This window comes from Rhodococcus sp. IEGM 1379 (genome assembly GCF_030056815.1).
In the GTDB taxonomy this organism is placed as follows: domain Bacteria; phylum Actinomycetota; class Actinomycetes; order Mycobacteriales; family Mycobacteriaceae; genus Rhodococcus_F.
Map to the genome: position 1 here is coordinate 14310 of NZ_JASHKR010000045.1, position 23561 is coordinate 37870.

Genomic DNA, 23561 nt, shown 5'->3' on the forward strand with positions numbered 1-23561 from the left:
GAACCGGGCCAGCGTGGATCAGCCCTGCGGCGTACCGATGTTCACAAGCCAGGAAATTCCGAACTTGTCGACACAGGAGCCGAATTCATCGCCCCACATCTGCTTTTCAAGCGGGACCGACACACTTCCGGTGCCGGATAACTTTTCCCAGTACCCACGGAGAACATCACCGTCGTCACCACTGAGGCTGACGGTGATGTTGTCGCCGGGGTTGTAGGGCATGCCCGGCGGGGTATCTGCACCCATCAATGTGTAGCCGTCATCGGTTTCAAGCATGCCGTGCATGATCTTGTCGGCGCCGTCGCCGTCGTTGCCGAACTCACCGAAAGTGCTCAGCACCAACGTGCCGCCGAAAATGCTCTTGTAGAACTCCATCGCTTCACGGGCATCGCCGTTGAAGCTGATGTAAGGGTTGAGTCGAGATGCCATGACGTGCTCCTAGTCCAAAGCCGGTTTGTTTGGGGCCTGCTGTCACTCTCGAAATCAATCCTTACAGAAGGCTCCAACAGGAAACAATGGATCGACAGAAACATGCCGCTGACACCGGAGAGATCGCCCCCACGGCAAACGGATTGCCCTGTTTGCCCTAAAAGCAAGACTCAGGTCCGCAAGCGAGTCTGCGACGGCAGTTCACCGAAACGCTTCCGGTAACTCGCCGCGAACATACCGAGATTGACATATCCCCACGAATTCGCAATGTCGGAGACTGTCCTTCCGTCGGCAAGTAGCAGTTCGCTTCGCACTCCGGCCAGTCGGCGCTCTCGCAACAGTTGACTGGGGGTGGTATCGCGATACCGCCTGAACCCGGCGGTCAGCGCCCGAACACTGACGCCCGCTGCAACAGCAATTTCCGACGCCGTAGGCACCGAACGAGCGAAGGTATCGATGTAGTCCTCCGCCGCACGCACGTACACAGGTTCTGCGGAATCGATACCGGCGGAGAGTTGCAATCCAGCCTGCGCCGCCCACTCTTCGAGCAGTTGCGCCGTGATCAGTTCCTCTACCCGAACTCCCAGTCGTTCGCGCGACAACGCTTCGGGGGACTCGGCGACCGCGCGCACCACGTAATCCATCAAAGCCAACCAACTGGATCCTCGTCCACCGATCGAGCACTTGTGTTGCCACAGCCGATCATCCGGAACCAGTCCGTACCACTGCTGCGCATACTCAGCGACAAGTTGGTGCGGCACAGTCAGATTCAGCTGCAAATGATCGTCGTCGAACTCCACGAAATAATCCGTACGACTGCAGTCCGCGACAAACGTCTCGCCCACAGCGGTGTCGACCGCCGAGCCATCCCCCAAATCATGTCGACCATTCCCGCGGACCGTGGTCAGAACCAGAATGTTCCCGGCTTCTGGCGAACACTCCCCCACCGTCACAGGAATGCCGTAGCAGAATCTCGTGATGTCGATCCGGCCAACGGATGCGGAATACATCTCGGAAGCCGGCTGCAACCGCTTGCCGATCGGCGTCACCGTATACGGCATGTAGACACTGTCGGACCACTCCTTGATACGGTCCCAATCCTGCGAAAAGGCCTGGTGATGCCGCTGCGTAGGCTGACCGGCCGCGTCAATCAGCAAAGCGTTCTCGAACATGACCCGAGTATTGCAGCAGGACAGCGCCACGTCACCTATATCTATCTGCGTACCACTCCAGGACTATTCGTGAAGCCTCACGAAGAACTGAATCATGCTTACGCAGTTCATATTACCCTTGACTCGAACGCACATTCGAGTACAATTGGGGACAGGGATCGGGGGATCCGACGGGGGTGTTCAATGAGTGTTGACATGATCGACGACGCAGCCGCAGGCATGCTCGCCGGATCCGCAGCCGGACTACGCGGTCGGCTCTGGCAACTGCGCCCCGCAGACCTACGCGAAATCGCCATCACCGCCTCCACGGAAATCCTTCGCCTCGAAGCCATTCGCGTGGTCGCCGTCGACGCACTAGCACTCAATCCCGACGAACAAGTACTCTGCTACCGCGGTGCCGGACGCTGGCTCGCAGCCAACACCATGCTGCAAATCCCCGCCGGAAACAGAATCGCCGCACTCGGACTGGCACTACGAGCTTTCCCGACTGTCGCCGCCCAATTCGACGCCGGTGATCTCACCTTCGAACACACCGCCCTCATCGTCACCTTCTGCGAAACACCACCAAAAGGCATGCCGGAGACAGCACTACCGCACTGCATCAACACTCTCCTCGCCGCAGCCTCCGGTATCGAAGCCACCACCACCAAACTCCGCTACGCCATCGCCATCCTCGAGCGGATCTTCGAATCCGACGACATCCCACCCGGCGAAGACGACGACCGCAACGAACTGCGCATTTCCCCGACCCTGAACGGGAGAGTCGCAATCAAAGGTGATGTCGACTCCCTGACCGGCGAAATGTTGTTGTCGGCACTCTCAGGTCTGTCGATGCCGACACCGGCCGCAGACGGGACACCGGATGCGCGGTCCGCCGCCAAACGCACCGCCGACGCCTTCACCGAACTGATCCGCCGCTACCTCGACAACGCTGCCACCGGCGTCGACGGCGGCCAGCGCCCGCACGTGAACGTGCACGTCAACGCCAAAGACCTGGCCGAACATCGGGAATGCGCCAGCACTCGCGGAAATGCGTCCGATGACGGTGATCCGATTCTCGATTTCGACAACCTCGATAGCCGCGACAATCTCGACAACCCCGACGTCGGGCATATGCCGTGGCTGGGGCCACTGAGCATCACCCGCACCCACATGTTGGCCTGTGACTGCATGCTCTCCACCGTCCTGCTCGACGAGAACGGTGCGCCCCTCGACGTCAGCCCACTGAAACGGCTCGTCTCAGCCGCGCAACGGACCGCGTTGATCGCACGAGACAAAGGCTGCGCCTTCCCCGGCTGCGATTGCGTCCCCGCCTGGACGGACGCACACCACATCAGACCCTGGTCCCAGAACGGGCCGACAGTGATGGACAACCTTGTCCTGCTTTGCCGTTCCCACCACACCTTGATGCACCGCAAAGCCGGATTCACCGGAAAATGGGAAATCAAAATGGGTTCAGACCACAAACCGTGGTTCATCCCGCCGCCGGCAATCGACCCGAAGCAGAAACCGCGTCGCTCGACCCAGCGGTGTTAGACCCAGCGGCGTTAATGCTGCCGCACAACAACATACGCGTCAGGCTCTATACCGGAAATACCTCCGGTACAGAGCCTGCACGTCGTAAAGTCTCGCTCCGCAAATATTATCGAGTGAGAACCAGCCCCGAGGTCGGCACACCCGTACCCGCTGTGACCAATACGTTTTCGACAGCGTCAACCTGATTGACAGAAGTTCCACGGATCTGACGGACACCCTCGGCGATACCATTCATGCCGTGAATGTAAGCCTCACCAAGTTGCCCACCGTGAGTATTGATCGGGAGTTTTCCGCCGAGTTCGATTGCGCCACCGGCAATGAAGTCCTTGGCTTCACCCCGGCCACAGAAGCCGAGTTCCTCGAGCTGCATCAGCACAAAGGGTGTGAAGTGATCGTAGAGAACCGCTGTCTGCATGTCCGAGGGTTGCAGACCACTCTGCGACCAGAGCTGATCTCCCACCAGTCCCATTTCCGGGAGTCCGGTCAGTCCGTCGCGGTAGTAACTGGTCATGATGTATTGATCTGCCCCACTACCCTGGGCTGCGGCCGCAATGATGGCAGGGGTGTTCTTCAGATCCTTGGCTCGCTCGGCCGAGGTGACAACAATCGCAATTCCGCCGTCGGATTCCTGACAGCAGTCCAACAGATGCAGCGGCTCAGCGATGAAGCGTGAATTCTGGTGATCTTCCAGAGTGATCGGCTTACCGTAGAAGAATGCCTTGGGGTTTGTGGCCGCATGCTTACGGTCGGCAACGGCAACCCTGCCGAAATCCTCACTGGATGCGCCGTAGACGTGCATGTAGCGCTGCGCGACCATCGCGACAAACGAAGCGGGGGTGCCCAGGCCGTGCGGATAGGAGAACGCGTTGTCCGTTCCCGATGAATTGACCTGTGCCACAAGCCCTGAATTCACCTGACCGAACCGTGCACCGGAGCGTTCATTGAACGCACGGTAGGCAACTACGACGTCGGCGACACCGGTCGCTACTGCCATGGCGGCCTGTTGGATGGTGGCCGCGGCCGCTCCACCGCCGTAGTGAATGCGGCTGAAGAACTTGAGATTCGGGATACCCACCGAACGTGCAACTGCCACTTCAGTGTTGGTGTCCATGGTGAAGGATGTCAGGCCGTCGACATCGGAGGGCTTCAACCCAGCGTCGTCCAGGGCTGCCTGGACAGCCTCGGCAGCCAACCGAAGTTCACTGCGCCCCGACTCTTTCGAGAAATCCGTTGCCCCGATACCGACGATTGCGGCTTTCCCGGAGAGAGTCGCTTTCCCGGACAGTGCGCTCATTCGACATCTCCTGAAGTGGTGAAAGTCAGCGTGACCTGTGCGGTGACGTGATCACCCAAACTGTTCTTGCCGACAACAGCAACCGCAACGAGTCCATCGTCGTGGGAGGTAACTGTGCCGCGCAGTGTCAGTGTGTCGTACGCGTACCAGGGCGCCCCGAGTCGCAGTTTGATCGAGGTGATCAATGCTCGCGGGCCCGCCCAGTCGGTGACAAAGCGCTGGACCAATCCCGTGTCGGTCAGGATGTTGACGAAGATGTCCTTGGACCCACGTTGCTGCGCGAGGTCACGATCATGGTGAACATCTTGGAAGTCGCGAGTCGCCAAGGCCGTTGACACGATGAAAGTAGGGCTACCGTGAATTGAGAGTTCTGGAAGCTGCTCTCCCACAGCAATATCTGTTACCAATGTCATCGCGTTGCCTCCTGCTGTGACATCGAAAGGTGTGACATCGAAAGGTGTGACACCGACAGCTGTGACACCGGCTGCCAGGCATACAAAGTCCACGGGGTCCCACCAGTCTCGTCGTCACCGGGGAAGTCCAAATAGATTGCCTCGACGTCCATTCCGATCGAAACGTCGGCCGGATCCACGCCGCGTAGTTCGCCGAGCATCCTCACGCCCTCCGGCAATTCGACCAAGGCAACAACGAAGGGCAACGATCGACCCGGAACCTTGGGGGCGTGGTGAACGACAAAACTGAAGACCTTGCCCCGCCCGGACGCGACCAGGTAGTCGGTCTGCTCCGCTTTGTCCTTCCAGATTGTGGGCACCGGCGGGTGCTGCACGGAGCTGATATGCCCGGACGCGTCGGGGCGCAGTTGGATACGAAGCTCGTGCGCTGCAACACCGTCCCAGAAGAACTGCGTGTCGAGAGATGGTGTGGGGCGCAGCATTCGAGAAGCATCAAGATCTTCGGGAACACCCGAAGATGCCTGTTCTGTAGTAGACACTTCACTGACCGGCGGCGCGAACTTCAGAATCCGGAACATCATCTCGGATACCAACTCGTCGCCGACATGCCAGGAGCTTCGGGTAGTGAAGAACCAACCTTCACCGAGACCTGTCTTCTTCGGCCCCACAACATCTTCGAGCACCGAAGAGATAATGACCTCTTCACCGGGCTTCAGATAACGATGGTAAGTCTGGTCGCAATTGGTCGCGACTACCGAGGTGAATCCGGCCTCGTCGAGGATGTCCGTCATGCGGCCCAGTGGATCGTCGGCTTCCCGCTTTGCGCCCAAGCCTCGCATCGTCCACACCTGGGCCATGGCCGGCGGTGCAACCAGTCCGCCGTGTCCTGCAGCGCAAGCGGCTGATTCGTCGACATAGATCGGGTTCTCGTCGCCGATAGCTTCGACCCAGTTCAGGATCATCGGCATGTTCACGGGGTCACGGCCGGTGCGAGGTGCACTGGGTCCGTCGGCGCGAACTTTCTCTGCTGCAGTAAGAATGGGATCAGCAGTAAGAATGGGATCTGACATGAGAAATTCCTATCTCGGAACTCGAGGTAGCTTCAGTCCTGCCGTGGCGATCAGTTCGCGCATCACTTCGTTGACTCCGCCACCGAAGGTGATCACCAGATTACGTTTGACCTGCATGTCCAACCACTCCATAAGATCAGCTGTTTCCGGATCCAGAGGGTTGCCGTATCGACCGACAACTTCCTCGGCCAGGCGACCTACTCGCTGTATGCGCTCAGTGGCAAAAACTTTGGTCGCGGACGCGTCGGCGATGTCCACCGAATCCGAATCACTCGACGCCACCTGCCAGTTGAGAAGTTCGTTGAGTCGGTACATCGCGTGGATCTCTCCCAGAGTGCGACGAACATCCGAGTGCTCGAGTAGGTTTTCGCGACGAGCCCAGTCGAAGACGTGATCGTAGATGCCCCCGACGCGGCCGGCCGGCCCGAGCATGACGCGCTCGTGGTTGAGCTGCGTGGTAATCAGGCTCCAGCCCCGATTCTCCTCGCCCACAAGCATGTTCGCTTTCACTCGAACGTCTTCGTAGTACGTCGCGTTGACGTGATGCGCACCGTCACAGGTGATAATGGGTGTCCAGGTGTAACCGGGATCCGTGGTGTCCATGATCAGGATGGAAATACCCCGGTGACGTGAGTCTGCCGATCCGGTTCGCACGGCCAGCCAGACGTAGTCCGCATCGTGTCCACCGGTGGTGAAGATCTTCTGCCCATTGACGATGTACTCGTCGCCGCTGCGGACAGCACCCGTTCGGAGTGCCGCCAGATCGGTTCCGGCCTCCGGTTCCGTGTAGCCGATCGCAAAGTGCACTTCGCCCGCCAGGATTGCCGGGAGGAACTTCTGCTTCTGCTCCTCACTGCCGTACTTCTGCAACGTGGGACCGACGGTCTGCAGAGTGACAGAGGGCAATGGGACATCAGCTCGCACAGCCTCGTTGACGAAGATCTGCTGCTCTACCTCGCCGAAACCGCGTCCGCCGTACTCGACGGGCCAACCGACACCGAGCCAACCATCCTTGCCCATGCGTCGGATCACTTCGCGGTATGTCGGGCCGTGGCGCTCGACGCGCATGATCTTTGCCTCTTCGGGCGAGATCAGGGTGGAGAAATAGCGTCGAAGTTCAGCTTGTAGTGCACGCTGACTGTCGGTCAGATCGATGAACACCGGGCCCCCACGAGGTCGAGTCGCTGCGAAGCGCCACCGAGCAGGCGCGCCAAGTCTTTTGCCGTCGAGTAGTAACGATGAAGCGGATAGGTGGCATCGACTCCCAGACCTCCGTGCAGGTGATGAAGCACCTGCATCGTGGCGGGGACTTCCTGCGCTATCCAGTAGGCCATCACATCCAGATCGGACTGTGCTTCAAGGCCTTCCGATACACGCCATGATGCCGACAGTGATGCGACATGCAGCGTCCGGGAGGTCACGTAGGCGTCGGCGATCTGTTGCGCGACAGCCTGGAATGTTGCCAGCGGCTTACCGAACTGCTCACGGGATCCGATATGAGCAGCTGTGAGATCCACTGCCCCGGAAACCAATCCGTCGACAACGCTGCCGATACTCGCCGTCGCGATGCGGTACAGGGTCTGCACAGATTCTGAGCCGGCGCCGAGTAGCTCACCGACTACGTCGTCGAGAACTATCCCGAATTCGGGGCTACCCGACGAACTCGGTGTCCGAGTGAGCGTCACACCAGCCGCGCTGGGGTCGATCAGTACGACTCCCGCGTCGGTCGGTACCAGCACACGGTGGGCACTCTCGGCGAAAGGTACGGCGAGCAGTGTCCCGCTGACGCGGTACCAGTCACCCGACTGCTGCGCGGTGACGGACGGATGCTCGGGGAACTGCGCTCCCGGCTGCGACAGAGCGGCCGTGAAGACTCGTCCCGCTGCGACACCGGCCAGGAGTTCGTCCTGCTGGGCATCGCTACCGAGCGCGACGATGGGCAGCACGCCGAAGCCGAGTGTGGCCAGCGCCGGAATCGGGGCGGCTGCCCGGCCGACCTCGGTGAGCAAAGCGCCCACGTCTGTGACGGACAGGCCCTCGCCGCCGAGTCGTTCCGGCAGCGCCAAGGTGAGCAGGTCCGCTTCCGCGAAAGCTGTCCACAGGGCATCCGGCTGAAGTTCGCGGGCCAGAAGCGCGGTAGCCACCTCGGCTACCGCGTCCTGGGTTTCATCTCTGGTGAAGTCCACGCTGGCAATCCCGTCTTCTTTTATAGAACGTGTTCTAGTTGTATCACCAACGTGGACATTTTTACAGACCTCTAGTCGCGCGGAAGTCCCAGAATTCGTTCTGCCGCGACCGTCAACAGAATCTGCGTCGTTCCGCCCGCGATAGACAGGCACCGTGTGTTGAGGAACTCACGCGACAACGGGCCCTCGACGCAACCCGCGGGCCCACCCAACTCCATCGCGAACTCCGCGACATTCTGACGCTGCCGCACGCCGACCAGTTTGCGAACGCTCGACGCCGGACCCGGGTCCTGGCCGTCCAACTGCCGCAGAGTGGTTCGGAGTTCCAGCAATGAACCGACCATTGCGGTACCGATGAAACCACCCAACTTGTCGGCTACTACCGGATCGGGATCACCCGCCAGTTCGAGCAGTTCCTCCATCGCACCACCGAGCGAGGAACCGCCACTCATCGCGACCCGTTCGTTGGCCAGCGTAGTTCTGGCCAGCTTCCAGCCACCACCCAACTGTCCGACGACACAGTCGTCCGGCACGAACACGTCGTCGAGGAACACCTCGTTGAACAGCGCATCGCCGGTGATTTCCCGCAGTGGCGAGATCCTGATTCCGGGAGTCTTCATGTCGAGCAGGAAGTACGTGATGCCCTTGTGCTTCGGAGCATCGCGATCGGTACGTGCCAAGCAGATGGCCCAATCAGCTTCACGGGCAAGTGAAGTCCAGACCTTCTGTCCGTTCAGCTTCCATCCGCCGTCGACCTTGTCGGCCGTGGTACGCAACGCGGCGAGGTCGGATCCGGCTCCCGGCTCACTGAAGAGCTGGCACCACGTAATGTCGCCCTTCAGAGTCGGAACCGCGAAACGTTCGATCTGCTCGGCACTTCCGTGCTCGAGAATTGTCGGAACGGCCCACCACCCGATGACCAGATCCGGTCGACCGATGCCGACGGCCGCCAACTCTTCCTCGATCAGAATCTGCTGGGCAGCCTTGGCGCCCTTTCCGTACGGTGCCGGCCAGTGCGGTGCAAGATATCCCGACTCCGCCAGAGCGCTACGTTGCTCCGACTCCGGCAGTGCAACGAGTTGCGCTACCTCACTGCGAATTTCGGACCGCTCGGATTCCAGCTCGCTGAGGTCGATCTGAAGGTGACGACGCGAACCACCGAGAGTCAGTTCCGCAACGCGTGCCCGCCAGCGAGACGATCCACCCAGAACCTGCCGCAGCGAGAGCGCGCGGCGAAGGTAGAAGTGCGCCTCGTGTTCCCAGGTGAAGCCGATGCCGCCGAGCACCTGGATGCAGTCCTTGGCAGTGTCGACAGCAGCATCAAGGGAGACCGCAGCGGCTACAGCCGCGGCGATCGGAAGTTCGTCGCCCGACTCCGCTGCTACTGCGGCATCCCAGGCAACAGCACCGGCATTCTCGACGCGGCACAGCATCTCGGCGCAGATATGTTTGATCGCCTGGAACGAACCGATCGGTTTTCCGAACTGCTCACGAATCTTCGCGTATTCCACCGCCGTTCGCAGGCACCAGGCAGCGATGCCGGCAGCCTCTGCCGAAGCGAGAACGGCCGCGAGATCAGACACCGATCCCGGAGCAACGTCGTCCAGGATCCGATCAGCTTCGACCACAACGTGATCGAAGGACACGCCTGCCAGCGGACGTGACTTATCGATCGTGTCCGTAGCGGCATATGTCACACCGCTCGAGTCTCCGTCCACGAGAACCCACACGATTTCGGTGCCGTCATCGGCGGACACCAGTACCGATACGCCGGTATCCCCACCCCAGGCGAAGCCGCCGTCTCCATGAAGTTCAAGCCCTCCCGAATCGGTTCGGGTGGCGGTTACCGGCTTGCCATCCAGTACGACAGCGCAGGGGATTTCACCGTCGGCAAGTGCCTCGGACCAGCGTTTAGCCGCCGGCGACGAGCTTCGTCCCACTACCAACGCAGCCAAAGCTGTTGTGAGAACAGGGCCCGGCACAAGTTCAATTGCAGCCTGCTCGAGCATCGCTGAAAGATCAACGATTTCAGCTCCGGCGCCACCTACGGCCTCTGGGACCGCGACGGAAAAAATGCCCAGCGCAGCGAAGGCCGACCAGTTCTCCCGCCACGAATTTGCTGGTCCGACGCGTACCATGTTCATCGGCGTGGTCGACCGTGCCCATGCCTCGATCGACTCCTGGACTGCTCGCTGCTCATCGGTCATGGCGATTGTCACAACTGGTTCCCGCCTCTCGATTAGTGACACAATTGTATAGAACGTGTTCTAATATGAGACCTGGCCATGAGTCAAGGCGCGAAGGAAATTGTCGATGACCGCAACATCCCGATCCCGCTCCAACACCGTCGCAGCCGCGACGCTCGGAGACGACGATCTCAGCTCAAACGCGCAACGCGAACGCCGTAAGCGCATCCTGGACGCAACCCTGACGTTGGCGTCCAAGGGTGGCTACGAGGCCGTTCAGATGCGCGCAGTGGCTGAGCGAGCAGATGTTGCCGTCGGCACGCTCTACCGATATTTCCCGTCGAAGGTGCACCTTCTGGTGTCCGCTCTGGCACGCGAATTCGAGAAGATCGACTCCAAGGGCAAGATTCCGCCCGGCACCAGCCCGCTCGAGCGCATGCAACTGATCTTGGGTTTGATCACCCGAGCCATGCAACGCGACCCACTTCTGACCGAAGCAATGACGCGAGCATTCATGTTTGCCGACGCGTCGGCCGCTGCCGAGGTCGACCAGGTCGGTCAATTGATGGACCGCCTGTTCGCACGAGCAATGACCGAAGACGACCCCAGCGAAGAACAGTTGGCTATCGCTCGCGTCATCTCCGACGTGTGGTTGTCCAATCTCGTCGCGTGGCTCACCCGTCGATCCTCGGCCACCGATGTCGCCAATCGTTTGGAACTCACTGTCGAGCTGCTGCTAGGCGACGGATCCCGTCGACCTGAGTAGCGCGGCCAACACCTACCGCGCCAGGATGCGCTCGATCACCTAGATTTGAAAAGGTGAGCGCACAGGATCTACCCATCGAACTCCGTCGAGCCCTTGCGGCCGTGGCACGAACACCACGCCTGCTGGTGGCTTCCGATTACGACGGGACCATGGCTCCCATTGTCGCGGACCCGGAAAAGGCGTATCCCCGCGCAGAATCGGTTCGAGCGCTCCGCGCGCTCGCGAGCCTTGCTTCCACAACGGCGGCGGTCATCTCCGGGCGAGCACTCAAAGACCTTGCTGCGCTGTCACGGCTACCCGCCGAAGTGCAGTTGGTCGGCAGTCACGGCTCCGAGTTCGACATCGGATTCGTTCACGCCATCGACGCGGACGCCAAGAAGCTGCTCGACGAAATAGTCATCGAGTTGGTGCGAATTGCAGCCGACACCGTCGGCGCGAGCGTCGAGAAGAAGCCTGCCAGCGTTGCGTTGCACGTGAGAAACTGCAGCGCCGACGACGCGGAAAAGGCATTGATCGCCGTCCGCACCGAATCGGCGCTCTGGCCGGGCGTGCAGGTCACCGAAGGCAAGTTCGTCGTCGAATTGGCCGTCATCCCCACCGACAAGGGTCAAGCCCTCGACCTCATTCGCCACCAGGACGGCGCAACCGCGGCCGTCTTCATCGGCGACGACGTGACGGACGAAAAAGCCTTCAGCAGGCTCCAGGGACCCGATATCGGCATCAAGGTCGGGAGCGGAGACAGCGTCGCCGCCTACCGAGTCGACAGCACCGAGGACGTTGCCGCCGCGCTGGCATTCCTTCTCGACGAGCGTCGTACCTGGCTCTCGGGTGCCGACGCGCCGCCCATCGAACGCCTCTCGATGCTCGCCAGCCCGCGTACGGTCGCACTTGTCACACCCGACGCCACCCTCACCTGGCTGTGCCATCCCGAACCCGATTCCGCAGCGGTGTTCGCTCATCTACTCGGCGGAACCGGCGCGGGACACTTCAGTGTCGGCCCACGGCGGACGGCACTCCCCCTGAGCCAGAAGTACCTCGACGGCACGATGACGGTTCAGACCCGATGGGCGAGCTTATCCGTCACCGACTACCTCCCACACGACGTACCTGCGGGCCGAACCGATCTGACCCGCATCATCTCCGGCCGAGCAGACGCCATAGTCTCGTTCGCCCCGCGCCCGGAGTTCGGCCAAGGCCAGGTCACCCTCGAGGTTGTGGACGAGGGCATCCGCGTCACCGGAACCAACGAGCCGTACGTGCTGCGCTCCCCCGGCGTGCAGTGGAATATCGCTACCGACGGAAATCAACAGACGGCCCATGCCATCGTCGAACCGTCCAAGGGCGATGTGATTCTCGAATTGCGCTGTGGCACCGATGATATCGGCCCGTCCGAGGTTCTCGAGATAGACCGTCGAGCAACGTCCGAATCCTACTGGTCGGACTGGGCAAAAACGCTCGACCTTCCAAAGCTCAAGCCGGACTTAATGAAACGCTCCGCACTGACCCTGCGCGGGCTGGTTCACGCCGATTCCGGTTCCATCATGGCCGCAGCAACGACGTCGTTGCCCGAAGAGATCGGCGGAGTCCGCAACTGGGACTACCGGTACTGCTGGCTGCGTGATGCTGCGCTCACCGCAACAGCTCTCGTGAGCGTGGGCTCCACCGCCGAAGCCGAGAATTACCTCGACTGGGTTCACCGCGTCCTCGAAACACTGCCCGGGCCCGAGCGTCTGCACCCGCTGTACACCTTGCACGGCACATCACTGCCACCCGAGGCTGTTATCGACTCGCTCCCCGGATATGCAGGATCCCGACCTGTTCGAGTGGGCAACGCCGCCAACCAGCAGGTTCAGCTCGACGTGTTCGGCCCGATCGTCGAATTGATCGGACACCTTGCCGATTCACGCGAAAAGACCGGCGTCTCCAATGCCCGCGTTTCCAATGCCCGCGTTTCCAATGCCCGCGTTTCCAATGCCCTGAGTGATCGCGACTGGGAACTGGTGTGCGCCATGGTCGAAGCCGTCCAACGCCGATGGTTCGAACCTGATCACGGCATCTGGGAGATCCGCGACAACCCCCGCCACCACGTCTATTCCAAGGTGATGGGCTGGGTGACGGTCGACCGCGCGGTAAAACTGGCCGACCGCTTCGGACGCGAGGCACTGCCCGAGTGGGCAGAATTGCGCGACCAGATCGCCGACGAGGTACGCGAAAAGGGCTGGAAGGACGACGTGCAGTCCTACACCGCAGCCTACGACGGCACCGATCTCGACGCGGCCACCCTGCACATCGGACTGTCGGGATTGATCGATCCCTCCGATCCCCGATTTGCCGCCACGGTCACTGCAACAGAGGCCGAATTGCGTAGCGGCTCAACGGTGTACCGCTACCACCATGACGACGGCCTGCCCGGCATCGAAGGCGGGTTCCACCTCTGTGCGGCCTGGCTGGTGGAGGCATACCTCCTGATCGGTCAACGCCTGCAGGCCGAGGCACTGTTCGACCAACTGGTTGCAGCAGCCGGACCCACCGGACTGTTGGCAGAAGAGTACGACCCGGTCGCAGAACGCTCACTCGGCAACCATCCTCAGGCCTACAGCCATCTCGGATTGTTGCGCTGCGCTCAACTCCTGGCCGAACCCGCTCAGCTCTTGGCCTGACCTGCCGTTCGCCCGACCAGGAGTTCGGTCTCGAGCATCTCCACGACAGGCACTCCGGAGTTCGACGGCGACATCAGGAGCGCACCGGCGCGGCGGCCCTTCTCCTCCTGGGGCTGCCGCACCGTGGTCAGCGATTCGCGCAATGCTTCGCCGACGCCGTCGAAACCGGTGATCGACAACTGCCCCGGTACATCGATTCCCTGCCACCGCGCCCAGTCCAGGGCGCCGAGGGCAAGCACGTCGGTGGTGCAGATCAGTACCGTGATCTTCGGATTCGTCGCGAGCGCCTCTGCTGCTGCGGAGTGCCCGGACTGCTTGGTGTGGACGTACCGTTCGATCACCGTGAGCGAGAGCGGATCCATGTTTGCCGCGACCATCGAGTCACGGACGCCTTCGATCCGTTCACGCTGAACGTGGAACCTGGGCGACTGCAGCCGTTCCTGGCTGACAACACCATCCATCCTGTCGCGGCCCAGGCGCATGCAGAGCACACCGATTTCGGTGTGCCCGAGACTGATCAGGTAGTCGGAAACCTTGCGCATGGCAGCACGGTCGTCGATGCCGACGAGCGATGCGCCGGGGATCTCGCGCGGCTGATCGCAGACCACGATCGGGATATGACGTTCGAGCACAGCCGCAAGATAGGGGTCGTCGGCGGCGACGGAGTAGACGACAAACCCGTCGACGCCGGCTTGTTGCACTACCGCTGCAGCATCCGCTTCGTGACGGCCGGGGCCGGCGGGAATCAAGAGGAGTCCCTGCCCTGCCTCTTCGCAGGATTCGGAGAGACCGGCCAGGAAGCTCATGGCTGCCGGGTCACGGAAGCTGTAGCTGAGCGCTTCGGTGAGCAGAAGTCCGACGGCGCCGGCTTTTCGGGTACGGAGGGAGCGGGCCACCGGATCGGGTCCGGCATATCCGCGTTGCTTGGCCGCTTGGAGCACTCGATCCCGAAGCTCGGCAGAGAGCTGATCGGGTCGGTTGTACGCGTTCGAGACTGTAGTTCTCGACACATTGAGCTCGGCGGCGAGCGACGCCAAAGTGGCTTGACGGCGTGGCTGACGTGACCGGGGCATAGACGGACGCTATCGGTAGTCGTCATGGTCGGCGCGTTTGGGCCGAAGCGAACATGTACTACCAGCGATTATGGGCTAATGTGTAACGGTAACGGTTTCCAATAGCGTTTAGCCTCGCCTTTGTTCAGGAGAAGACCCCAGTGCGATTGTCGCCGAAATTCCGAACCACCACCGCGATTGCTGCTGTCTCGGTCGTCGCAGCATTCGCGCTCACGGCCTGCGGATCCAGCTCCTCCAAAGACGAAGGCATCACCGTCGTCGCATCCACAAACGTGTGGGGCAACGTCGCGCAGGCCGTCGCCGGCGACACACTGACCGTCACGTCCATCATCGACGAGCCGTCCGCAGATCCGCACTCTTTCGAAACCACGCCCGCCCAGGCCGCGAAGATCACCGACGCATCCCTGGTCATCTACAACGGCGGTGGCTACGACCAGTTCATCACCGACATTCTCGACGCCGGCAAGGGAAATCAGAAAACGGTCAACGCATACAACCTGCTCGACGGTGGCATCCACGCAAACGAAACGACCGGCGCATCTCATGACGGCCACACCCACGGCTCGGTCAACGAACATGTCTGGTTCGACATCCCCACCGTCGACGCCGTAGCGCACTCCATCGCCGATCAACTGAGCGTGCTCGACCCCGAGAACGCGTCGATGTACGAGGCAAATGCACAGGCCTACAGCCAGAAGCTCGCCGGGATCACCACCATCACCGATTCCATTGCCGCCGCCCATGCCGGCACCGGCGTCGCGCAGACCGAACCCATTGCGCACTATCTGCTACTTGCTACCGAACTCAAAGATGTCACTCCCGAAGAGTTCACCAGCGCCATCGAAGACGGCAACGACCCGTCGCCCGCGGCCATCGCTGCAACCCGCGAACTGTTGACGGGCGAGAAGGCCCGCGCGCTGCTCTACAACGTCCAGACACAGGACAAAGTGACCCAGGACATGCGCTCCACCGCCGAAAAAGCGGGCATCCCCATCGTCGAGGTTACGGAAACTCTGCCCGAGGGCCTGGACTACATTCAGTGGCAGACGCAGACTGCGGAGTCACTCGCAAACGCTCTCTCTGCCCAGTAATTTTTCGCCCACTTACTTACGAGAAGAACCGATCGGCTTGTGACAGAAACTTCCGCTTTACCTGCAGTGTCCCTGAAGGGCGCCCGATTGTCCTTCGGCGCCCGCACCCTTTGGGACGGCCTCGATCTCGACGTTCAGCCAGGCGAATTCATCGCCGTGCTCGGTCCCAACGGTTCCGGCAAGACCTCGCTCCTGAAAATCCTGCTGGGACAGCTCCAACTCAGCGGCGGCACAGCCGAAATCGTCGGCACCCCGGCCCGCGCCGGCAACTCGCACGTCGGATACATCCCACAGCAAAAATCCATCGACGACGGACTCCCCCTCCGTGGGCGCGATCTTGTCGGTCTCGGTGTCGACGGACATCAGTGGGGCACCGGTCTGCTGCGGCGGGCGCGTCGACGCAAGATTGTCGACGACGCCATCGCGCAGGTCAGCGCGCAGTCGTATGCCGACGCCCCCATCGGTTCCATGTCCGGTGGCGAGCAACAACGACTGCGCATCGCGCAGGCGCTGGTCGGCGATCCGAAGATCCTGCTGTGCGACGAACCGCTCCTGAGCCTCGACCTCGCGAATCAGCATCTCGTTTCCAGTTTGATCGACAAGCGTCGACGCACCCATGACACCGCAGTGCTGTTCGTGACCCACGAGATCAATCCGATCCTGCCGTTGGTAGATCGGGTGCTGTATCTGGTGGACGGCAAGTTCCGCATCGGTACGCCGGCAGAGGTGATGACGTCGGAGGTCCTGTCGGATCTGTACAACACCGACGTCGAGGTCTTACAAGTTCGCGGCCGCCTGGTTGTCGTCGGCACCGGCGACGCCATCGACGCTCTCGGCAGCGCAGGCGGACTCCGTCCCGGCGAAGGCGTTCACCACAGCGATGAGGATCACCACTAGTGAGTAACAAGTTCACCGACGCGATGTCGCGGATGTTCGACGTGTCCGCGACCATCGACCTTCTGCAGTACGACTTCGTTCAGCAGGCTTTGATCGCCGGTGCGATCCTCGGGTTGCTGGCCGGCATCATCGGCCCCCTGATCGTGAGCCGGCAGATGTCGTTCTCCGTCCACGGCACCAGTGAGCTGTCACTGACCGGTGCGTCTGCCGCCCTGCTTGTCGGCGTGAGCGTCGGAGCCGGAGCCATCGTCGGTTCGGTGGTCGCCGCAGTACTGTTCGGATTGTTGGGAGCCAAAGCGCGAGATCGTGATTCGGTGATCGGCGTGATCATGGCCTTCGGGCTCGGACTGTCGGTGCTGTTCCTCTGGGCGTACGACGGGCGTACCGGAACCAGTTTTTCGTTGCTGGTCGGTCAGATCGTGGCACCGGGTAACAGCGGTCTCGAACTCCTTCTTCTGTGCGCCGTCATCGTGATCGGCACGCTCGGATTCATCTACCGCCCTTTGCTGTTCGCAAGTACCGATCCCGAAGTTGCTGCAGCGCGCGGCGTTCCGGTGCGTGTACTGTCTATCGCCTTTGCTGTTCTGGTCGGTATCACTGCGGCTCTGGGTGTGCAGATCGTCGGCGCACTGTTGGTGATGTCGTTGCTCATTACCCCCGCTGCGGCCGCTGCCTACGTCACGGCAAGTCCTCTCAAGGCCACGATCCTCTCGGTTCTCTTCGCCGAACTGGCAGCCGTCGGCGGCATCCTGCTGTCGCTGGCACCCGGAGTTCCCGTGTCCAGCTTCGTCACCTCGGTGTCGTTCGTGATCTACCTGGTGTGCCGTCTGACCGGATCTGCGCGTCGTAAGAATGCCGGACGGATTCCGGCACACGCCTGACTCCTAGACTCGAGCCATGACGTTTCGTGTTGACCTGAACAGCGACCTCGGTGAAGGTTTCGGCGCCTGGACTTTGGGCGACGACGACGCGATGCTGAAAGTGGTCACCAGCGCGAACATCGCGTGCGGCTTTCATGCCGGCGACCCGACAACACTGTTGGCAACGTGCCGCTCCGCAGTAGCCGGCGACGTGCGGATCGGCGCGCAGGTCGGTTACCGCGATCTCGCCGGATTCGGTCGACGCTTCATCGACGTTTCCCCGGCAGACCTGACCGCCGACGTCATGTATCAAATCGGAGCCCTCGACGGGCTGGCCCGCGTCGCCGGCTCCCGCGTCACCTACGTCAAACCCCATGGCGCGCTCTACAACGCGATAGTTCACCACCGCGAGCAAGCACGGGCAGTTGTTGACGCCGTCCGCAGTTACGACGCGTCCCTCCCGGTTCTCGGTCTGCCGGATTCGGTGTTTCTGGCCGAGGCCGAAGCCGTTGGCCTGCGTGTTGTCACCGAGGCATTTGCCGACCGTGCCTATACGCCCGAGGGAACACTGGTTCCCCGAAACCAGACCGGCGCAGTCCTTCACGACCCGGTCGCCATTGCCGAACGCGTCCGCCGACTCGTTGCCGAAGGCACCATCGACGCCATCGACGGCACCGTTCTGACCGTCAATGCCGACTCTGTGTGCGTCCACGGCGACAGCCCCGCCGCTGTCGACATGGCTACCGAAATTTGGAAGCTACTCACTGCGTCCGGAGTTTCGATCACTCCGTTCACCTGACGTGATCGTCGGTCGCGATGTGCTCAGGCCATCGCTGCGAGACAATGGGCCATGCCCTGGCTCGAGGTAGTGCGGACCGGCCCCCTGACCACGGTCCAAGACCACGGTCGTGTGGGATGCAGCGCCGTCGGTGTCGGCCGGTCCGGGGCGGCTGATCTGATCTCCCACGATGCCGCAAACAGACTCGTGGGAAACACCGTTCATGCCGCCACGCTCGAAATCACGGTCGGCGGATTCGTGATGCGCACTGTCGGAGAAATGACCGTCGCTATTACCGGGGCACGAGCGCCCTTGACCGTCAACGGCCGGCCCGCCGCCGGCTACTCCAGCCTCCACCTCCACAGCGGAGACCTTCTCGAAATCGGCTACGCCACCACCGGACTGCGCACCTACCTCGCCGTCCGAGGCGGTATCGACGTCCCGGAAACTCTCGGAAGTCGATCCACCGACACATTGGCCGGGCTCGGCCCCGAGCCCCTGCGCGTCGGCGACCAACTACTTGTGGGTGCTGAAGGCGGCGAATGGCCGAGTGAAGATCTCATCCCGCCGCCGGCACCCGCTCGCAGCCCAGTTCCCCTCGATATCACTCTCGGCCCCCGAGACAACTGGTTAACCCCGGCGTCCGTGCACGCTCTCCTCCACCATGCGTGGACGGTCACCGAAGACACCGATCGTGTCGGCGTGAGATTACGAGGCCCCGGCCCCCTACATCGCTCACGCACCCAGGAACTGCCCAGCGAAGGCGTCGTAGCGGGATCGATTCAAGTCCCACCGAACGGACAACCTGTAGTTTTCCTGGCAGACCACCCCGTAACCGGCGGGTACCCAGTCATTGGCGTCGTTACGGCACCGGGGATAGCAGCCTTAGCGCAAATGCGACCGGGAAGTACCGTAACTTTCCGGACATCACGCCACATCTGAGTGTCGCTGATAATGTCAGCCACTGCTGACGTCGGCGCACGGCCTTCGCCAGAAGTCGAAGGAACACACCACCATGAGGATCAAGAGCAGCAAGATCGCTCTCAGCGCGGCCGCGCTGATCACCACAGCACTCGTACTCTCGGGTTGCAGCAGTTCGGACAGCGGCGACGCCGCAGCCGAAAACGGCACCAGTGAAACCACCGTCGCCGCAGAATCCACGACGGACGCAGAATCCACCACTGCGGCATCAGGAACCTTGGCGGACGGCAGCGCCTTCACCGGCGAACGCATCACCCTGGTCACCGGCACCGATCCCGATGCCCCGGTGATCAGCGTCAGCCTTCCGTCGCAGTGGACTCACTCCCAAGAAGGTGTTTCGGGGACCGTGACGGACATTCTGTCCAGCAACCAGCCCGAGGCAAGTGGATTCACGCCCAACACCACACTGACCGTGGAAGCTCAGGGCACTGCCACCACCGATGAAGTTCTCGCCGGCGCCCGTGACTCCCTCGCCACGCTCAACGGCTGGTCCGAGGTGAAGAAAATCGACCTCGACATCGAAGGCCAGAAGGCAATCCGCGTTGCCGGAACCTGGACCCCGCCGGAACTCGACGTTCCCATCTACGCGGTCATGACCGTCATCGCCTATCAGGCGGACGCATCGTCCCCCGTGTACCTCGTGAGCTTCGCCAACCAGTTCACCGATACCCAGAACATGGCAATGTCCAACCAGGTCGAGGAAATCAACACTTCCATCGAATTCGGCTGAGAACAAACGCTTTACGACGGAGGCCCGAGACTCGCAAGAGTCTCGGGCCACCGTTTTACGTTTACGTCAGACTGTTAGTTCGAGCCGAAGATTCCGCTCACCGAACCGAACGATCCTGTTCCGCCGTCCATCGAACCGAGCGATCCCGTAGCGCTACCCAACGATCCGGTTCCACTTCCTGTACCCGGATCAACGGGATCGGGAACCTTCACCGTGACGGAGGGTCCGATGTTGGGGAAGTTTGCGTTGTCCGAGCCTCCCCACCACGCCAAGCCCAGGGCGCGGACGCCCAAGCTACTTCTGAGAACAGCTCCCGGCGTGCAGTCGGAACTGACCGTGTAACTGGTTGTCATCGTGACATCGCGGCCATTGGTGTTGAGCCAACCATTGCCACTGACCTTCAGTTTCGTAGGAGTCAACTCCGGCGTCTCCACCGTTGTGGTCATTCCTCCAGGAATATGAAGCTTGGTTACCCTGGCTGAACCTGGAACGAATTTCAGGCACTCGTCGAAATTTTCGGTGAAGCTTTCGATCGCCCCGACGGGACTTGTGGTCTCCGACAGCGTCGTAAAGGTGATCACATCACCGATCTCCGGATTTGCGTTGTCCACGGTACGAGTGAACGTGTATTCATTGGCAGTTTCCGTCCCAGCGGACGCAACACCGGATCCCAATGCGCTGGCGCCGAGCGCAAGGGCGAGTACGCCTACTCCTACGCCGACGCGACGCGATCGAGAGTTGGTCGATAAAAGGTTAGCCATGAAACATCTCCATCCATAGGTGGTTTGTTGCACACAGAACTCACCGAGCACTAACCGCGTTACATTTCGGCGTCTCGGCTTCAGCATCATCGACGTGGATACTTACCTAGCAATTCGAGAAAGCTTGCCGGGCGGTTAACCATAAGCAATGAAGAAGCCCAAATGTCCGGTATCGGACTTTTTGTCCAACTTCCCCATGAGGACACCCAAAAACCACTCCGGCGGACAAAAAAGCCCCCACTGGCACCGTCTTAGCGGTACAAGCGGGGGCTGTTGAGCTGCCTGGATCAGATGAAACTGTGCCGATCAGTTATTGCGGCGGCGACGAGCGATGTCGGCCAACACAACTCCGGCTGCAACCGAAGCATTGAGGGATTCGACCGGTCCTGCCATCGGGATGGACAGAATCGCGTCGCAGTTCTCACGAACCAGACGCGAAAGGCCCTTACCCTCGGAACCGACCACGATCACCACGGGACCACTGCCGTCGAAATCGTCGAGAGTGGTGTCACCCTCGGCGTCGAGACCGACAACCGTAATGCCCTTGGACGCCCAGTCCTTGAGCGTGCGAGTGAGGTTGGTGGCGCGGGCAATCGGCAAACGAGCAGCAGCGCCGGCGCTGGTACGCCAAGCAACAGCACTGACGCTGGCGCTACGACGCTCGGGAATGACGACGCCGTGTCCACCGAAGGCTGCGACCGAACGCACGACGGCACCCAGGTTGCGGGGGTCGGTGATGTTGTCGAGCGCGACGAGCAACGGCGGCTCGGCGTGCTTGCGTGCCTCCGAGAGGAGGTCGTCCGGATGCGCGTAGCGGTACGGCGGAACCTGCAGAGCGATGCCCTGATGAAGCCCGTTGGCGCTGAGGCGATCCAGATCGCTACGCGGTACTTCGAGAATGGAGATGCCGGCGTCCGCAGCACGCTGCACGGACTCCTTCAGTCGCTCGTCACTCTCGGTTCCGACAGCCACCCACAGTGCCGTTGCCGGAACACCTGCACGCAGGCACTCGACGACGGGGTTGCGGCCGAGCACTGTCTCGGGGCCGTCGAGAACCTTGCGGCCGGGACCCGGACGGCCACCGCGACCCTGATTCTGCTTTTCGTCCGCACGCGCAGCGCGAGCTGCACGCTTTGCCGCGGGATGCTTGGTGCGTTCCGCGGCGGGCGGTGTTGCGCCTCGCCCTTCGAGACCGCGACGATGCTTGCCGCCGGAACCGGCAACCTGGCCCTTCTTGGTGCCGCCCTTACGGATTGCGCCGCGCCTGCTCGAGTTTCCAGCCATTGTTACTGCCCTGCCTTCAGGGACCATTCGGGTCCGTCGGGGGTATCGGTTACTTCGATACCCGCCTTGATGAGGCGATCACGGACCTCGTCCGCCACCGCCCAGTTCTTTTCCGTACGTGCCTGCTGCCGCCGATCGAGATCTGCGCGCACCAACACGTCCAAAGCTTCCATTGCCGTCTCGATGTCGCCACCGGACTGCGACCAATGCGCATCGAGCGGGTCGACGCCCAGGATCGCGAGCATCGCTCGCACCTGACCGGCAGCCACCCGTGCGGCATCCAGATCTCCCGCTGCGAGCGCGGTATTACCCTCGCTCGCTTTTCCGTGAATCTCTGCCAACGCGATCGGTACCGACAAGTCGTTGTCGAGTGCCGCCGCGAAACCTTCTGTCCACGTGCCGAGTTCGACACCGCCCGCACGCTTATGCGTGCGCAGGACAAACGCCTCGAGACCCTGGTACGACTTTGCACTCTCTTCGAGGGCATCGTCCGAGTACTCGAGATTGGAGCGGTAGTGCGCACTACCGAGGTAGTACCTAAGTTCTTGCGGGCGAACCTTTTTCAAGACATTCGGCACCGACAACACATTGCCCAGCGACTTGGACATCTTCTCGCCACTCATGGTGACCCAGCCGTTATGCAACCAGTACTGAGCAAAATCGTCGCCGACGCACTTTGCCTGCGCGATCTCGTTCTCGTGATGCGGGAAAACCAAATCGCGTCCACCGCAATGGATATCGAATGCCGCACCCAGATAGAACTCTGCCATTGCCGAGCACTCGAGATGCCAACCCGGTCGGCCGCGGCCCCACGGAGTCGGCCACGAGGGTTCACCGGGCTTCACTGTCTTCCACAGCGTGAAGTCGCGCGGATCGCGCTTACCTTCGGCTGCGCTCTCTCCTTGGTGGACGTCGTCAAGTTTGTGTCCGGACAGTGCGCCGTACTCGGGATAACTCTGTACGTCGAAGTAGACGTCACCACCCGACGCGTACGCGTGACCGTTCGCGATGAGGCGTTCCATCATCTCGACCATCTGCGTCACATGACCGGTGGCCCGCGGCTCGATGGACGGCGGCAACACGCCCAACTGGTCGTAGGCCCACGTGAACGAACGCTCGAACGTCGTGGCCCACTCCCACCAGGGACGGCCGGCGTCGGCAGCTTTGTTCAGGATCTTGTCGTCGATGTCCGTCACATTGCGAACAAAAGCAACGTCGTTGCCGCCGGCAAGGAGCCATCGTCGTAGTACGTCGAACGCGACGCCGCTACGCACGTGGCCGATGTGAGGATCACCTTGAACCGTAGCCCCACACAGGTACACCGATGCATGTCCGGGGACCAACGGAACAAAATCCCGAAGGGCCCGCGTACCGGTGTCGTATAGGCGCAGGGT

General features: G+C 61.5%; 21 protein-coding genes. 9 read left to right on the plus strand and 12 right to left on the minus strand.

Features of this window, described 5'->3' with window-relative positions; genetic code table 11:
- Positions 1–18 precede the first annotated feature (18 nt).
- Both QM600_RS20400 and QM600_RS20405 read right to left on the minus strand, forming a co-directional pair.
- Positions 19–429: a VOC family protein gene (locus tag QM600_RS20400; protein WP_283263380.1), complete on the minus strand. Its 411-nt coding sequence runs from the start codon at positions 427–429 to the stop codon at positions 19–21.
- Positions 430–599: 170 nt separating this feature from the next.
- Positions 600–1601, minus strand: coding sequence for an AraC family transcriptional regulator (locus tag QM600_RS20405; RefSeq protein ID WP_283263381.1), 1002 nt, complete (start codon positions 1599–1601; stop codon positions 600–602).
- Between the two features lie 183 nt (positions 1602–1784).
- On the opposite strand from QM600_RS20405, the gene QM600_RS20410 reads away from it, so the two are divergent.
- The gene (locus tag QM600_RS20410) at positions 1785–3137 is read left to right on the plus strand and encodes an HNH endonuclease signature motif containing protein (protein ID WP_283263382.1); all 1353 of its coding nucleotides are present in this window, start codon (positions 1785–1787) and stop codon (positions 3135–3137) included.
- Between the two features lie 106 nt (positions 3138–3243).
- Here QM600_RS20410 and QM600_RS20415 read toward each other — a convergent pair whose 3' ends face one another.
- From QM600_RS20415 to QM600_RS20440, 6 genes are all read right to left on the minus strand, one after another.
- Positions 3244–4431: a lipid-transfer protein gene (locus tag QM600_RS20415; RefSeq protein ID WP_502943038.1), complete on the minus strand. Its 1188-nt coding sequence runs from the start codon at positions 4429–4431 to the stop codon at positions 3244–3246.
- Positions 4428–4844: a MaoC family dehydratase gene (locus QM600_RS20420; protein ID WP_283263383.1), complete on the minus strand. Its 417-nt coding sequence runs from the start codon at positions 4842–4844 to the stop codon at positions 4428–4430. The genes QM600_RS20415 and QM600_RS20420 overlap by 4 nt, the downstream gene beginning before the upstream one ends.
- Positions 4841–5914 carry a bifunctional MaoC family dehydratase N-terminal/OB-fold nucleic acid binding domain-containing protein gene (locus tag QM600_RS20425; RefSeq protein ID WP_283263384.1) on the minus strand — a complete coding sequence of 358 codons (1074 nt, stop codon included), beginning with the start codon at positions 5912–5914 and terminating at the stop codon, positions 4841–4843. Before QM600_RS20425 ends, QM600_RS20420 begins: the two co-directional genes overlap by 4 nt.
- Positions 5915–5923: 9 nt before the next feature.
- Positions 5924–7075: an acyl-CoA dehydrogenase family protein gene (locus QM600_RS20430; protein ID WP_283263385.1), complete on the minus strand. Its 1152-nt coding sequence runs from the start codon at positions 7073–7075 to the stop codon at positions 5924–5926.
- On the minus strand, positions 7060–8100 hold the full coding sequence (locus QM600_RS20435) for an acyl-CoA dehydrogenase family protein (protein ID WP_283263386.1): 1041 nt from the start codon (positions 8098–8100) through the stop codon (positions 7060–7062). The genes QM600_RS20430 and QM600_RS20435 overlap by 16 nt, the downstream gene beginning before the upstream one ends.
- A gap of 71 nt (positions 8101–8171) precedes the next feature.
- Positions 8172–10319: an acyl-CoA dehydrogenase family protein gene (locus tag QM600_RS20440; RefSeq protein ID WP_283263387.1), complete on the minus strand. Its 2148-nt coding sequence runs from the start codon at positions 10317–10319 to the stop codon at positions 8172–8174.
- A 94-nt stretch (positions 10320–10413) separates the two neighbouring features.
- Here QM600_RS20440 and kstR point away from each other — a divergent pair, with 94 nt between their 5' ends.
- Both kstR and otsB read left to right on the plus strand, forming a co-directional pair.
- Positions 10414–11052, plus strand: coding sequence for a cholesterol catabolism transcriptional regulator KstR (kstR, locus tag QM600_RS20445; RefSeq protein ID WP_094271052.1), 639 nt, complete (start codon positions 10414–10416; stop codon positions 11050–11052).
- Between the two features lie 53 nt (positions 11053–11105).
- Entirely contained in the window at positions 11106–13712 is a 2607-nt protein-coding gene (otsB, locus tag QM600_RS20450) for a trehalose-phosphatase (RefSeq protein ID WP_283263388.1), read from the plus strand.
- Here otsB and QM600_RS20455 read toward each other — a convergent pair.
- The gene (locus QM600_RS20455; protein ID WP_283263389.1) at positions 13697–14785 is read right to left on the minus strand and encodes a LacI family DNA-binding transcriptional regulator; all 1089 of its coding nucleotides are present in this window, start codon (positions 14783–14785) and stop codon (positions 13697–13699) included. The genes otsB and QM600_RS20455 overlap by 16 nt on opposite strands.
- A gap of 140 nt (positions 14786–14925) precedes the next feature.
- Here QM600_RS20455 and QM600_RS20460 point away from each other — a divergent pair, with 140 nt between their 5' ends.
- The 6 genes from QM600_RS20460 (at position 14926) to QM600_RS20485 (ending at position 20122) form a co-directional block, all read left to right on the plus strand.
- Entirely contained in the window at positions 14926–15876 is a 951-nt protein-coding gene (locus tag QM600_RS20460; protein ID WP_283263390.1) for a metal ABC transporter solute-binding protein, Zn/Mn family, read from the plus strand.
- Positions 15877–15915: 39 nt separating this feature from the next.
- Positions 15916–16773, plus strand: coding sequence for a metal ABC transporter ATP-binding protein (locus QM600_RS20465; protein ID WP_094271048.1), 858 nt, complete (start codon positions 15916–15918; stop codon positions 16771–16773).
- On the plus strand, positions 16773–17654 hold the full coding sequence (locus QM600_RS20470) for a metal ABC transporter permease (protein WP_283263391.1): 882 nt from the start codon (positions 16773–16775) through the stop codon (positions 17652–17654). The genes QM600_RS20465 and QM600_RS20470 overlap by 1 nt, the downstream gene beginning before the upstream one ends.
- A gap of 16 nt (positions 17655–17670) precedes the next feature.
- Complete coding sequence (locus QM600_RS20475) at positions 17671–18432, plus strand: LamB/YcsF family protein (RefSeq protein WP_283263392.1); 762 nt, start codon at positions 17671–17673, stop codon at positions 18430–18432.
- 51 nt (positions 18433–18483) lie between these two features.
- Positions 18484–19353, plus strand: coding sequence for a 5-oxoprolinase subunit C family protein (locus QM600_RS20480; protein ID WP_283263393.1), 870 nt, complete (start codon positions 18484–18486; stop codon positions 19351–19353).
- Between the two features lie 73 nt (positions 19354–19426).
- Positions 19427–20122, plus strand: coding sequence for an LpqN/LpqT family lipoprotein (locus QM600_RS20485; protein ID WP_283263394.1), 696 nt, complete (start codon positions 19427–19429; stop codon positions 20120–20122).
- Between the two features lie 74 nt (positions 20123–20196).
- Here QM600_RS20485 and QM600_RS20490 read toward each other — a convergent pair whose 3' ends face one another.
- From QM600_RS20490 to cysS, 3 genes are all read right to left on the minus strand, one after another.
- Positions 20197–20883: a hypothetical protein gene (locus QM600_RS20490; RefSeq protein WP_283263395.1), complete on the minus strand. Its 687-nt coding sequence runs from the start codon at positions 20881–20883 to the stop codon at positions 20197–20199.
- A gap of 306 nt (positions 20884–21189) precedes the next feature.
- On the minus strand, positions 21190–22167 hold the full coding sequence (rlmB, locus tag QM600_RS20495) for a 23S rRNA (guanosine(2251)-2'-O)-methyltransferase RlmB (RefSeq protein WP_283263396.1): 978 nt from the start codon (positions 22165–22167) through the stop codon (positions 21190–21192).
- A 2-nt stretch (positions 22168–22169) separates the two neighbouring features.
- Positions 22170–23561 (minus strand): cysteine--tRNA ligase (cysS, locus tag QM600_RS20500; RefSeq protein ID WP_283263397.1); only part of this gene is annotated, 1392 nt, incomplete at its 5' end.